General features: G+C 53.5%; 13 protein-coding genes. 7 read left to right on the forward strand and 6 right to left on the reverse strand.

Translation table 11 applies throughout. From position 1 onward, the window contains the following. The first annotated feature begins 106 nt into the window (after window positions 1–106). Window positions 107–817, forward strand: coding sequence for an ATP-dependent Clp protease proteolytic subunit (locus tag JHD62_RS10710; protein WP_199102873.1), 711 nt, complete (start codon window positions 107–109; stop codon window positions 815–817). Between the two features lie 68 nt (window positions 818–885). Here the strand turns inward: JHD62_RS10710 and JHD62_RS10715 are convergent, their stop codons facing one another. The 5 genes from JHD62_RS10715 to JHD62_RS10735 form a co-directional block, all read right to left on the reverse strand. Further along, complete coding sequence (locus tag JHD62_RS10715; protein WP_199102874.1) at window positions 886–1,215, reverse strand: DHCW motif cupin fold protein; 330 nt, start codon at window positions 1,213–1,215, stop codon at window positions 886–888. 131 nt (window positions 1,216–1,346) lie between these two features. Further along, the gene (gene adhE, locus JHD62_RS10720) at window positions 1,347–4,013 is read right to left on the reverse strand and encodes a bifunctional acetaldehyde-CoA/alcohol dehydrogenase (RefSeq protein ID WP_199102875.1); all 2,667 of its coding nucleotides are present in this window, start codon (window positions 4,011–4,013) and stop codon (window positions 1,347–1,349) included. A gap of 412 nt (window positions 4,014–4,425) precedes the next feature. Continuing rightward, window positions 4,426–5,499: a carbonic anhydrase gene (locus tag JHD62_RS22580; protein ID WP_233160845.1), complete on the reverse strand. Its 1,074-nt coding sequence runs from the start codon at window positions 5,497–5,499 to the stop codon at window positions 4,426–4,428. A 203-nt stretch (window positions 5,500–5,702) separates the two neighbouring features. Continuing rightward, on the reverse strand, window positions 5,703–6,587 hold the full coding sequence (locus tag JHD62_RS10730; RefSeq protein WP_199102876.1) for a DMT family transporter: 885 nt from the start codon (window positions 6,585–6,587) through the stop codon (window positions 5,703–5,705). Window positions 6,588–6,657: 70 nt separating this feature from the next. Next, window positions 6,658–7,269, reverse strand: coding sequence for a short chain dehydrogenase (locus JHD62_RS10735; protein WP_199102877.1), 612 nt, complete (start codon window positions 7,267–7,269; stop codon window positions 6,658–6,660). A gap of 248 nt (window positions 7,270–7,517) precedes the next feature. On the opposite strand from JHD62_RS10735, the gene JHD62_RS10740 reads away from it, so the two are divergent. The 6 genes from JHD62_RS10740 to JHD62_RS10765 all read left to right on the forward strand — a co-directional run bounded on the left by JHD62_RS10740 (window position 7,518) and on the right by JHD62_RS10765 (window position 13,025). Further along, window positions 7,518–8,450: a LysR family transcriptional regulator gene (locus JHD62_RS10740; RefSeq protein ID WP_199102878.1), complete on the forward strand. Its 933-nt coding sequence runs from the start codon at window positions 7,518–7,520 to the stop codon at window positions 8,448–8,450. A 116-nt stretch (window positions 8,451–8,566) separates the two neighbouring features. Beyond that, window positions 8,567–9,748 carry an FAD-dependent monooxygenase gene (locus tag JHD62_RS10745; protein ID WP_199102879.1) on the forward strand — a complete coding sequence of 394 codons (1,182 nt, stop codon included), beginning with the start codon at window positions 8,567–8,569 and terminating at the stop codon, window positions 9,746–9,748. A gap of 799 nt (window positions 9,749–10,547) precedes the next feature. After that, window positions 10,548–11,039 (forward strand): hypothetical protein, encoded by a 492-nt coding sequence (locus tag JHD62_RS10750; protein ID WP_199102880.1) that lies wholly within the window; start codon window positions 10,548–10,550, stop codon window positions 11,037–11,039. Between the two features lie 195 nt (window positions 11,040–11,234). Further along, window positions 11,235–11,753 carry a hypothetical protein gene (locus tag JHD62_RS10755; RefSeq protein ID WP_199102881.1) on the forward strand — a complete coding sequence of 173 codons (519 nt, stop codon included), beginning with the start codon at window positions 11,235–11,237 and terminating at the stop codon, window positions 11,751–11,753. A gap of 243 nt (window positions 11,754–11,996) precedes the next feature. Continuing rightward, window positions 11,997–12,377, forward strand: coding sequence for a hypothetical protein (locus JHD62_RS10760; RefSeq protein WP_199102882.1), 381 nt, complete (start codon window positions 11,997–11,999; stop codon window positions 12,375–12,377). Window positions 12,378–12,767: 390 nt separating this feature from the next. Beyond that, window positions 12,768–13,025 carry a hypothetical protein gene (locus JHD62_RS10765; RefSeq protein WP_199102883.1) on the forward strand — a complete coding sequence of 86 codons (258 nt, stop codon included), beginning with the start codon at window positions 12,768–12,770 and terminating at the stop codon, window positions 13,023–13,025. 756 nt (window positions 13,026–13,781) lie between these two features. On the opposite strand, the gene JHD62_RS10770 is transcribed toward JHD62_RS10765, so the two are convergent. Beyond that, window positions 13,782–13,985, reverse strand: a 204-nt coding sequence (locus JHD62_RS10770) for a hypothetical protein (protein WP_199102884.1), incomplete at its 5' end; no start/stop codon positions are given.

Consider the following 13,985-nt stretch of genomic DNA (forward strand, 5'->3'; position numbering starts at 1 on the left):
TATCGCAAAACAGGTAGGAAACAGGCTGGTCGCTCTTGTGGTGGCAGGGCTACACTGACAGTGCAACACGCAGCCTTCCTCATCCTTACAACAACAGGAAAATGCGATGACCCACTCCCGTTACCACGCCCCGCTGCAAGACCGCAGCACTGACGACGACGAAGACGACGATGTGAAACTGCCAGCCTTCCGCCGCTATGAATCACAAGGTGTGATCCGGCAGATTTCCTACTATCTGTCCGGTGAAATTGTCGATCCCATCCAGTACACCGACCTGCTGTACACCCTGCGCACAGCCAGTGCCACCGACCTGATCTTCCTGCACCTCAACACCCCCGGCGGCAATTTCGATACCGGCCTGCAGATCATCAACAATATCGCCGCCAGCGAGGCGCACGTCATCACCATTCTGGAAGCCCGCGCCTACTCGATGGGCGCGCTGATCTTCCTGGCCGGCGACGAGCTGATCGTACATGACACCTGCCAGCTGATGTTCCACAACTACTCATCCGCCTCGGTGGGCAAGGGTAACGAACAGGCAGCGCAGGTGATGGCCAGCCGCAAATGGTTCGACAAGGTGATGCGCAATGTCTGCCGCCCCTTCCTGAGTGATCAGGAACTGGAACGCATCAGCAAGGGCGAGGATATCTGGCTGGATACCGACGACATCCGCCGCCGCCTGCTGCATCTGCAAAAAGGAGAACCCGCCGTCAAGCCCAAAGACACGCGGACCAAGGTGAAACCGGTACCGGTCAGCGCCAGCGAAACCGACGCCGCCAAACCGGCACGCAGCAGCCGCAAGAGCAAGCCCGCCTGAGGCCACAAAATAGCGTAATGACCCTGTGGCAAGCAGACACCACACCGCAGGGGTGTGATGGGCCGCGCTCAATCCACGATGAACAGCCGCGCCCCGGTCCGGGTTGACGAGCGGTGCGGCTCGGCTTCATCAGCCACCTGATAGCTCAGGCCGGGGGTCAGCATGAAACGGCGGCCATCGGCCAGCTCGGTCAGCAGTTCACCTTCCAGACACAGGAGGATATGACCCTTGCGACACCAGTGGTCGGCCACATAGCCGGGGCTGTACTCCACCATGCGTACACGGATATTGCCGAACTGGCAGGTGCGCCACAGCGCCATGCCGCTTTCGCCGGGGTGCTCGGTCGCGGTGATGGCCGACCAGTCGGTCACGCCAAAGGGAATAGTGTCGATTTGCATGCTGCGCTCCATCACGGGCTGGTCAAGCAGACAGCTTAACCCAGCACACCCGGCATGGCATGCAGCGGGCAGGAAAAAGCCCGGAGCATGCTCCGGGCTGGTCTGGTGTTGACAGGTTTGCTTGCCCGCCGTCACACGGTCTTGAGCTTGCCCTTGGACTTGCGCACCACGGCAACATCGCTGGCGGCATCGCGCAAATGCGCTTCGCACCAGGCCCGGCCATAGTAGCTGTCCAGTAGCAGCTGTTTGAGTTCGCTGATCAAGGGATAACGCGGATTGGCCCCGGTGCACTGGTCGTCAAATGCCGCTTCGGCCAACTGGTCGACCCGGGCCAGAAAGTCCGCCTCTTCCACTCCGGCTGCCTGAATCGACATGGGGATGTTGAGCATCTGCTTGAGCTCGTCCACCCACTGCACCAGTTTTTCCACCCGCTCGTGATCGCGTTCGCCTTCCAGCCCCAGATGACGGGCGATTTCGGCATAGCGCGCCACGCTCTTGGGCCGGTCGTACTGGCTGAACGCGGTTTGCTTGGTCGGAATATCAGCCGCGTTGTAGCGGATGACATTGCTGATCAGCAAGGCATTGGCCAGACCATGCGCCAGGCCGAACTCCGCACCCAGCTTGTGCGCCATGGAATGGCATACGCCCAGGAAGGCGTTGGCAAAGGCGATGCCGGCAATGCTGGCGGCGTTATGCACTTGCTCGCGCGCTTTCGGGTCGCGTGCGCCGTTCAGATAGGCCGATGGCAGGTAGTCCTTCAGCAGCTTCAGCGCCTGCAGGGCCTGCGGGTCGGAGTATTCGTTGGCCATCACCGACACATAGGCTTCCAGCGCATGCGTCACCGCGTCGATGCCGCCAAAGGCGGTGAGCGACTTGGGCATGTCCATCACCAGATTGGCATCAACAATGGCCATGTGCGGGGTGAGTTCGTAGTCGGCAATCGGGTATTTCACCCCGGTCACTTCATCGGTCACCACGGCAAACGGCGTGACTTCCGAGCCGGTGCCGGAGGTGGTGGGCACCGCCACCAGCATGGCCTTGCCGCCCAGCTTGGGGAACTGGTAAATGCGTTTGCGGATGTCCATGAAGCGCAGCGCCAGATCGGCAAAATGCACTTCCGGGTGTTCGTACATCACCCAGATGATCTTGGCCGCATCCATTGGCGAGCCGCCGCCCAGCGCCATGATCACGTCCGGCTGGAAGGCATGGGCCAGTTCGGCCCCCTTGCGCACTACCGCCAGCGTGGGGTCGGCAGGCACATCGAAGAACACTTCCACTTCCAGGCCCATTTTTTTCAGCAGGCGCACCGGCTCATCGACAAAGCCGTGCTCCAGCAGATAATGCCCGGTCACAATCAGGCAACGCTTTTTGCCAGCCAGGTCTTCCAGTGCCACCGGCAGGCAGCCACGGCGGAAGTAAATGGACTTGGGCAGTTTGTGCCACAGCATGTTTTCCGCCCTCTTGGCCACGGTTTTCTTGTTGATCAGGTGTTTGGGGCCGACGTTTTCCGAGATGGAGTTGCCGCCCCAGGAACCGCAACCCAGTGTCAGCGACGGCGCCAGGCTGAAGTTGTACAAATCACCGATGCCACCATGCGAGGACGGGGTGTTGATCAGGATGCGCGCGGTTTTCATCTTGTCGCCAAAATAGCGGATGCGCTCGCCTTGCAAGTCCTGATCGGTATACAGCGCCGAGGTGTGGCCGATGCCACCCAGTGCCACCAGCGCTGCGGCCTTGTCGCAGGCATCGGCAAAATCGCGGGCGCGGTACATGGCCAGCGTGGGCGACAGCTTTTCGTGGGCGAAGGCTTCGTCATTGCTCAGGTCGCTCACTTCGCCAATCAGCACCTTGGTGTCGGCCGGTACGGCAATGCCGGCCATGGCGGCAATTTTCACCGCGCTCTGGCCGACAATCGCAGCATTCAGACTGCCACGGTTGAGGATGACACCCGCCACGGCGGCGGTTTCCTGCGCGCTGAGAATGTAACCGCCATGGCGCGAAAAGCGTTCGCGCACCGCCTCGTAAATGCTGTCCACCACGATGACTGACTGCTCGGACGCACATACCACGCCGTTGTCGAAAGTCTTGGACATCAGGATGGAGGCCACGGCGCGCTTGATGTCGGCAGTTTCGTCGATCACCGCCGGGGTATTGCCCGCCCCCACACCAATGGCCGGCTTGCCGGAGGAATACGCGGCTTTCACCATGCCGGGGCCACCGGTGGCCAGAATCAGGTTGATGTCCGGGTGCTGCATCAGCGCGTTGGACAACTCCACGCTAGGCTCGTCTATCCAGCCGATGATGTCCTGCGGTGCACCGGCAGCCACGGCAGCTTCCAGTACCAGCCGCGCTGCTTCGCAAGTGGAACGCCGCGCCCGCGGATGGGGCGAGAAAATGATGGCATTGCGGGTTTTCAGCGCGATCAGCGCCTTGAAAATGGCCGTGGAGGTGGGGTTGGTGGTGGGCACAATGCCGCACAGGATGCCAATGGGTTCGGCAATGGTGATGGTGCCGAAGCTGTCGTCTTCCGACAGCACGCCGCAGGTCTTTTCATCCTTGTACTTGTTGTAGATGTACTCGGAGGCAAAGTGATTCTTGATCACCTTGTCTTCCATCACCCCCATGCCGGTTTCTTCCACCGCCATGCGCGCCAGCGGAATGCGCGCATCCGCCGCGGCCAGCGCTGCGCTGCGGAAAATCACATCCACCTGCTGTTGGGAGAATTCGGCAAAAACCGCCTGGGCCTGTTTGACACGCGCTACCAGCGCATCGAGTTGTTCCAATGAAGATACCGACATGACACGACTCCAATGACAAAAAAGAAATCTGCCCGGGCTGCATGACATTCAGTTTATCGCCGTATTCATCCGGCAGGCTTTGCCAAATACAAACTGAATATACAGCCCTGCATACTGTAATTAATCCACTACAACCATGCAAATAAAATTGTCAGACAAACAAGGCCAGCGCCTTTGTTTTACTGGAAAAATCATTATTAAAGGCAGATTACTCTTTTTATCTGTTCATCGTTTTGCGCCAGGCCAAGTAAATAAGTCGCCAGCGACGAAAAACAGCATGAACTGGCAAATCATTCAAAGTCCGCTTCAGTCAGCCTGTAGTCTGTCACTTACAAAAACAGGCCGTACAAAAAGAAAAACCGCCAGCGCGGGTCTACGCGGTGGCGGTGTTGGTCAGGCAGCTGCGCAGCGGTCAGCGCATGAAGCTGTATTTGAAATACTGGCCCTGCTTCATCAGTTCGCGAATCTTGCCCGGCTCGGTTTCACCGTTCAGATTGGTGATGATCAGCTTGCCCGCCCCCTGGTGCAAATCGTTGCGGAAGTCATAGAACGCGCCCAGGATGGCCAGATGCCCGGCTTCCACCTCGCCGGAGAACTTCAGGATGGCGCTTTCCACCTGGTTATTCACATTCAGCAGCGCACCATCGGTGGGGTCGATGCCCTGCGGAATGTTGATGGTGGCCAGCTCTTTGCGGATGGCAGGCTCCAGTTTGCTGTAATCGGCTGAAGCAGCCTTGATGGCACCGCAGGCGGCATGGCCGACAAAAATCAGCAGCGGGGTGTGCAGATGGCGCACGCCGTATTCCACCGAGCCCTCGGCAGTGGCCAGCTGGTTGCCGATGTCGCGCACCATGAACAGGTCGTTGACGGCGCTCTTGTCCATCACCTCGCTTTGCACCCGCGAATCAGAGCAGGTCACCACGGTTGCGCGCGGGGTCTGCTTGTCGGCAAAGGTCTTGAAGTAGGCTGCCTTGTGGTGCGCCATGTAATCGCTGTTGTCATGCAGGATGGTGCTTACGGCTGTACGCACCTGCTGCACTTCGGAGCCATGGCCGTGTTCGTCATGGCTGCTCTCCTCCGGCTTGCGCTCCATCGCCTTGGGCTTGGCTTTGGCCCGGCGTGGCTTGGCCGCACGCCTGGCCTCGTGCACGCTACCGCCGGGGGCATGTACCTCGGGGCTCGGGCCCACTGGTGCTTTCAGCAGAGGTGCCGCCCCTTGCTTTACTTCAGGCTGCAGGGTTTCCGGCTCCTTGGGCTTGGCGCGCGCAGCTGCCATGGATGCAGCCAGCTTGCCCGGCAACACGATGGTCTTGGTCGGTGCTTCCGCTGCGGCTGATGCCGCCTGCTTGCCCGGCAAGACAATGGGCTTGCCGTGTTCGGCTGCTGCCGCAGCCTTTTCTTCGGCCTGCGCCACGGTTACCAGCAAACCACTCCCGAGTAGTATGACCGCCGCCTGCCGCGAACGGATCTGCCATGTCTTGTTCATCACGCCTAGCATCCTGTTATTGATTTAGAGAAGCCATTCACTCTGGAACCGCCCCCGGTCGGAGAGAATGGCTGATCGGCGGTTTCCGCCGACAAGACCTGTGCTATTTATAGTGTCAGTTCGCTGACAACGCCGCGTTAACCCTTGTGCAGACGATGGTACAGCACATCGTTATCTGCCATATCGACCAGTTTTTACCAAACTTAACCTTCAGACTGTCTGGCAGAAGACCTTCCCTCGCCCAGCAACACCCCACCCAGCACCAACAGGCAGGCCAGCCATTGCGCCGGAACCAGGGTTTCATCCAGCAGCCACCACGCCAGCAGGACGGTAAACAAGGGAATCAGATTGATGAAGGGCGATGCCCGCGACACCGGCATCTTGCTGACAGCCCAGGTGTACAGGCCATATGCCCCCAGGGTGACGAACACCCCCAGGTACACCACCATCAGGCTGGGCCAGAGTGGAAAATGACTGGGCCAATGGCCCCAGGGGCTAAGCAGCGCCAGGCCAAACCAGACGCTGCCCAGCACCGTCTGCATGCCGGTAATGGCCAGCGCCGAATAACGACGCGACAGGCGCTTGGCAATCAGCACATAGCCGGTGGCACACAACATGGCGCAAAACTCCAGTGCATTGCCCAAGACCGGGTTGGGCGCCTGGGCGGACACCTGGTTGTCCAGCGTCAGCCACAGCACCCCGGCAAAGGAAATGACCAGCCCCAGCCAGGCACGCGGGCTCATTTTTTCATGCAGGAACAGCATGGCCCCCACCCCGGTGAGCAAAGGCAGGGTGGCAGTGATGACCGATGCCTGTGCCGCACTGGTATTCACCAGCGCCTGGGCTTCAAACAGAAAATACAGACAGGGCTCTGCCAGGCCCATGGCCAGCATCCAGCGCCAGTCGCCACGCTGGTAACGCCAACGCTCTGCCCGCTGCCACAACAAGGGCAGAATGCAGCAACTGGCCAGCACCATGCGGGCAAACAGCACCGCCAGCGGGTCGAACACGACAAAGACGATTTTCAGCGCGATAAAGGCACTGGCCCAGAGCAGCATGGCGGCGCTGAGCGCAAAAGTGGGCAACATGAGCAATCCATGGCAAAAGAAAAACCGCCGGTGCGTATCACCGGCGGCGCTCATTTTCCCACATCCGGCCTTAGTGCGTGACTTCGGGAAAGACTTCCAGCACCTTGCCAGTCAGGGGCTGGGTCAGGGCGCGCAGATAACTCTGGGCAATCTGCTCACGGCTCACCGGCATGAAACCGGCAAAGGCCCCGGCACCACGCTTATCCCCCGCCACGACACCGGGGCTGACCAGATTCACCCGCGCCTGGCCCCACAACTCCTGTGCCGCCGAGCGCACAAAGGCCGCCAGACCGGCATTGACCACGCTGGCGCAACTGCCGCCAAGGATATGCTCGCGCTCCAACAGGCCGGAAGTGAGCACGAATACCGCCCCCGCGTGCAGATGGCGCGCACCGATCTGCACCAGACGCACCTGCCCCATCAGCTTGTCATGCAGGCCCGACTGCCAATCGTCCTCGCTCAGCTGTTGCAAGGGCTTGAACGGCACATGGCCGGCGGTCACCACCACCGCGTCCAGGTCTGGATGCGCCTGGTACATGGCCTCAATGCTGGCCGGGTCAGTCATGTCCACCCGCACCTCAGCATCATGACGCCCGCCCACCAGCACCTCATGTTCTGTTGACAACAATGCCACCACGGCACTACCGATAACACCACGTCCACCAATAACCAATACTTTCATTGTCTTGCCTTTCTTGATTAAGCATCGTTCTGAAAATAATGCCAATCAATCATACACAGGACAATTTCACAGAATAATCCTAACAAAATGACTTCAATGTTCAAAATTTAAAACAATACAAAATAAGCCTGTCTGACCGACGGCATGTTAAGAAAATTCCTGGCACTGTTCAGGAAACTGGGTAGCCCTATGCTAATATCGTGAAAAACGCCGTCAAATACATCGCCCTTACCACGCACTGTTCTGCCATGAAAACAAATCCCACTCCATCGCCCGATGCCCTGCTGGCTTTTGATGCGCTGGCGCGCAAAGGCAGTTTTACCGCTGCCGCCGATGACATTGGCTGCGCCAAAAGCCGCATCAGCCAGCTGGTGAAAGAGCTGGAACAGCAGCTTGGCACCGTGCTGGTGCTGCGCAATACCCGCCGCGTGGCACTGACCGAAACCGGACGGCGCCTGGCGACGCATGCCCGCCAGTTGCGCGAGATGCTGGAAAAAGTAGGGCCTGATATCGAAGAAGCGCAGGGCCTGATCGAAGGCCCGTTGCGCATCAGCGCCACCGCCTCGTTTGCCCAGTACCTGCTGGCTCCCATGTTGTCCGAACTGGCAGCCTGCCATCCGGATCTGGAACTGGAGCTGCGTGCGGAAAACCGCCTGCAAGACCCGATCAACGACGGCGTCGACTTCTGCATCCGCTCACGCAATGTGCACGACGACCGCCTGGTGGCCAAGCCGCTGGGCTTTGTCTGGGAAGCGCCCTACGCCTCGCCCGACTATCTGGCCAAGGCCCCGCCGCTTAACAGCCCGGACGACCTGTGCCGCCACCGCATCCTGCTCAACAGCCATCATGTCTATGGCCGGGAATGGCGGCTGGAAAAAGACGGCGAACTCAAATCCATCACCACCCGCCCCATGCTGGTCTGCGACCAGTACGCCTCGCTCATCTCCGGCCTGATTGCCGGCCACGGCGTGGCCCTGCTGCCGCACTATGTGGCCAGCCATTATCTGGAAAGCGGGCATCTGGTACGGGTACTGCCGGGCTGGCAAGGCGGCAGCTGGCCGGTGTATCTGGTATTTCCCTACCGCCAGCCCCTGCCGAAAAAATACGAAGCCTTCATCCAGCATGTCACCCCGCGCCTGCGCGCCGTGCTGGAAGAGCGCCCGCTGTACTCCGGCGACTGAAGCCGCGCACCTGCCCCGCGCTTGATCCAGACCAAAGCCGGCAGTACCCGCCTTTGGCACAATCGCGCGCAATACTGCAACGAGAATCAGGCGCAATGCGCCGCATGAGGGCCGTAATGGAACATCTGGATATCTTGATCGTCGGCGGGGGCATGGTGGGCAGCGCCCTGGCCGCAGCACTCAGTGGCAAGGGCCTGAAGCTGGCCGTACTGGAGCAAACCGCTCCCCCGGCGTTTGACCCGGCACAGGCACCGGACCTGCGCGTCTCCGCCATCAGCCCGGCATCGGCCCGCTTGCTGGAGCGCCTGGGCGCCTGGCCACGCATCCTTGCCATGCGCGCCGCCCCTTACCGCCGCATGCAGGTATGGGAAGACCAGGAACAGAACGGCACCCTGTTTGATGCCGCCGAAGCCGGTGTGGACGCACTGGGGCACATCGTGGAAAACCGCATCGTACAATTGGCCACCACCGCCTGCCTGCAAGAAAAAGACGACATCCGCTATATCTGCCCGGCGCGCATTGCCAGCATTGTCTACTCGCCCAAGGCATCCCGCGTCACACTGGAAGACGGCACCGTGCTGGTGGCCCGCCTGCTGGTGGCAGCCGATGGAGCCCGCTCCCAGGTGCGCGATGCAGCCGGTATCGGCATTACCAGCTGGGACTACCCCATGCATGCGCTGGTGGCCAGCTGCGAAATGGAATACGGCCAGCAGGACATCACCTGGCAACGCTTTACCGCCACCGGCCCGCAAGCCTTCCTGCCGCTCACCGGCCCACATGCCTCTCTGGTGTGGTACAACACGCCCACCGAAGTGAAGCGCCTGGTGGCACTGAGCGACGAAGAACTGGTTTCCGCCTTCAGTGCCACCTTCCCGCAAAAGCTGGGCGGCATCCGCCAGCTGCTGGCACGCGGCTCCTTCGCCCTCACCCGTCGCCATGCGGCGACGTATGCCAAGGATGGCGTGGTGCTGGCCGGTGACGCCGCCCACACCATTCACCCGCTGGCCGGGCAAGGGGTCAATCTTGGCTTTCAGGATGTGGCCGAACTGGCCGACATCATCAGCCGCGCCGTCAGCGAAGGCCGCGACTTTGCCGATATCAGCGTGCTCAAAGCCTACGAGCGGCGACGCAAACCGGCCAATCTGGCCATGCAGACCGGCATGGACGCCTTCTGCTTCGGCTTCAGCAACAACATCCCGCCGCTCAAGGCCGCCCGCAAACTGGGGCTGAAACTGGCCGACAAGGCCGGCCCGCTCAAACGCGAAGTCATCCGCTACGCGCTGGGCTTGCCGCGCTAAGACAGCCTGTGCGCTTCCGGCACAGCAGAGCCGAAAGGCCCTGTTGTGCCTACTGTTGCCTCAATACCTCCCAAGCAGCCCCATACCCGCCCTTTGGCGGTCAACAAGCCTTCTGCAACACGCCGAAACCACTTAGCGACACACATGCGTCCGCATCATTCACCAAGCGCTACTTTTGCCTCAACACCCTGCCTGCATTCAATCCCAGGAAATCGCGGCTACACCATAGCCAAGGGAAAGTGAAATTGCGCACAGCGTAAGAGCAACCCGAGCCAACACACTACCTCCCCATTTCACTGCATCAAGCGCAACCAGTACAGGCAAACCGCATGCGGCACAAATAGCCTGCAATCGCCACGCATCACCCTTACACAGCCACCATTACACGCGCGAGCATTATTCATTCACTTTATATTACTTGTTGCAACATTCAGCCATGCCACAGCAACGTCAGTAAATGAGTCAGCCAAGCCAATTAAAAAATCATTTTTCATTACGCAAAATGGCAACATAAGCAATAACAAGAAAATTCCAAAAAAGTTTAGCCAGAATCAGCACACCGATTGGCCATCCTCTCAATTCAGATCAAACTACCATTCTTTATATAAATACTCTCTTCATTTCAATTTAATAGATTTTTCCTTTTACACTGGAGCATCACATTTACGATACTGAATCATGACACTAAGGGTTAGCCAAATTCGCTCAATTCCTTGCCACCAAAACCATACTGTCCCAACAGACTATTTACATAAGCAGAATCAAAACCATAACTTACCAATGAATCTCATCATTAAGCATGAAGGCAATGATACATAACTCATATTATCGTAAGCATACATACCTAGCGAATTTGCTGATTTTAGTAGCACTATCGGGATGCCATCCCTGCTCATTACTTCAATGCGAGTCTTGGATCACAGCAACCGCCCACATAGGAAAAAATAATGAACTCATCATAGATATTCCTGAAAAATATAAAAATAAATATATTAAAATTCAATTAATGTCCATTCGAAAATTGAACGGAAATGTAATAGGGTCAAACAGTTACTGGTCAATTGGGTCTCGTGCCGCAAGAAATATTTACGAAAAAACAAATGACTTTCCAATAAAATACGGACATCTTTCAGAATACATGAAACTAGACATAGCTCCAGTAAAAATTACAAATGGAACATACACAATTATTGGCGCCGTAGTTTTCCCTGAAAATAGCAAGATAAATTCATATAGATTAAATGGGAAATTTAAATTTTCAAACAATTCAATAGAAAATATAGATAAATAAAACTTTCTCACCCATGGATGCCAGGCACTGTCCATGGAAATATCAACCACCCATTAGTCACAATTAAGAATTATACAAAACAATACTGTACATTACCAAACAAATACTCATTACCATCAAACCACTCCTACAAGACACAACCACCACCGTACTAAATGCGATTTAACAGCACAAATTACGCCGTCGGAGATAAATATGAATTTTAATAGATGGCCAACTCATAAAGTTCAAATTCTGAAGCGGTATTTTTTTAAATTTATCTCAAGCATATTTATTTGCAGCGGATTAAATGGATGCGACTCTTACTCGACAAGCCTGTGTGACAATTTCGCCAAAACCATTACCTACAAAGACAACACCAATAATTTTTATATCGATATCGCAGGAAGAGAGAATGATGACAATGCTGAGCTTCATAGCATTTTAGTTGAAAAAGTGTCTCACAAAAAAAATAGCATAGAAAGCAATACGTACTACTGGTCATTGAATTCACTAGCAACAAGACAAATGGGCAGCGGAACGATTAATGATTTCCCAATTAGATATGGAATCACATTACCAGGAACGAGGGTAGAGACACCAGCCCAAACATTGAACAATGGCAATTACAAAATTTTAGGCTTCGCAATATTATATAAACACAATAAAAGATGCAATAAAAAATTAAGAGGAGAATTTATTTTAACAGATGGAAAAATCATATCTATTAACTAACACCCATCAACACCAGAGACAACCATGAGCGAACGTGAACAGAACATTGCCCGGAGATAATGACGTCTCCACCTTTAATAAAGATGCTTATTCCCCCCTACCAACTGAACTTTCCATACGCACATGGCTTTTTCCATAAAAATGGGAGTATAGATTTTTTGCATTATCTTAACCAACAAGATACTTACACCAAGTACCATGCAATATAGAGCCAATTAATGCGCATATTAATGAGACACTTTAATGAAAAAAAGCAAACTCACACAAACCATATGCATCATTGCAATAACCATCACTTGTTTTGCAAGCACTAACTCTCCAACGCTATTTGCAGGAGCATTTCTACCCAAAGAATGCAAAAGCATTTCGTCATCACAAAAAAAGATTTTAATAAATGCCAGCATAAAAATAGTTACCAAAAGTAATGCATTTCGCAATCTAGCTTCAAAGCTTCCGAAAACAACACGCTTCGCATTTTTACTTCAAAATATAGTCTTCAAACAAAGCAGTACATGCACACTACAAGTAACAGCTTATATTGATGAAATAAGCTATTTACATCTATGGAACAACTTTAAAGTAGATGCAAACCGGAAAGTTTACATCATCAAACCTGAATATTAAAAATGAATACCACAAAACCAAAACCACAAATATATCATCAAGACACATCAACACTTTACAATTGAAAATATCCAAAGAAATTTACATATACCCAATGAATACAATACCACCCAAAGTAAAATTAATTTTAATTACACTTTTAATGAGCAGTTACACAAACGCTGGAAATTTTGATATTTTCAAAAACAGCTAGTTGGTACTGGCGCAACTTTAGCAGAAATAAATTTCATCATAAATGATTTAGCAATTGAAAATAGAGGAAATAATCTGATTGACAAAAATGGCTGTGGTGAATTGAAATTTAATATTACCAAGATAAAATCCAACCTCAAAGACACATTAAGAATAATAATCTCAATTGGGAATACATGCACATCAGGAAGTACAGGTATGCACACTTACCTATATGAAAAGAATTTCGATGGAACTATAAAACGTAAATTTAATATCATGGGAGTTAGTGCAACAGAGATTATAGATGGTAAAAATATTGACTTTAGAATAGAAGGTCCAGGATTTTGCCACCCTATATACAGAAGTAATAATAAAAATAATTATGAATATATATGCAGCGAAGAAGAGATAACAGATGGATGTTTAAGGATTTCAAACGTCTACCCATGCACAGAAACAAGTAGAAAGCAATGACAAACCTATATAAAGTTTTTGGGATGACATTGAAAATGGTGAATCATGCGGACAGACAATAGAAAAAGCCAAAAATTTCAACCCGCTTTTACAAAGATTTTATGATGAGTAAAAATATGAAAAATCAAATACCATTATCAAAATACAAATTAATCATAATATCAATATTTTTACAACAACACATCAGTGAAGCCACACAAGCAGAATCAATAACAAATAAAAAACTTGAATCAAAAACATACTACGCAAACATTGACCTATTAAATTGCGATAAAAATATGATAATAATCACTTCAACATGCATAAACAAAAATAATGAAAATAGTGACTCATATTGCTTTTCACAAAGCGTTGCATTTTTTAATAAAAATAAATCGCTAGTACGCATTCAAAATTATAAATACAACAAAGAAAGTCATTCATTCATATACCAAGCTTCTTGCATAAGAACAAGGAATAAATTTTACATACAACTAATAAATTCCAATCTTGGCAATTGTAGCAATTGCGAATGGCATGACTTTTTTAACATAAACGTAGCTTACATTGAGTCATCCGCATGAATTAACTCAGAAAGCTCTGATTTTGATAGAGCCGTACTAACAAATGAGATGAAAGTTCTTTTATTCGCGCAAGTTCAATCCAAAACATTGACTTATCAACTGTTAGTAAATAGAGACTGCCCACTATTTTGTTCAAAACATATTATCAAAACAGAATGAATGAAAATTGAATCAACCATGACACCAACGCGTTTTATCCCTGTCTCTTATACACATCTGACGCTGCCGACGAACAGTAAGATGTGGGGGGGGGGGGGGGGGGGGGGGGGGTGTAAAGGGGGGGGGGGGGGGGGGGGGGGGGGGGGGGGGGGGGGGGGGGGGGGGGGGGGGGGGGGGGGGGGGGGGGGGGGGGGGGGGGGGGGGGGGGGGGGGGGGGGGGGGGGGGGGGGGGGGGGGG

It is taken from the genome of Aquitalea sp. ASV11 (assembly GCF_016429185.1).
GTDB classification, from domain to species: Bacteria; Pseudomonadota; Gammaproteobacteria; order Burkholderiales; family Chromobacteriaceae; genus Aquitalea; species Aquitalea pelogenes.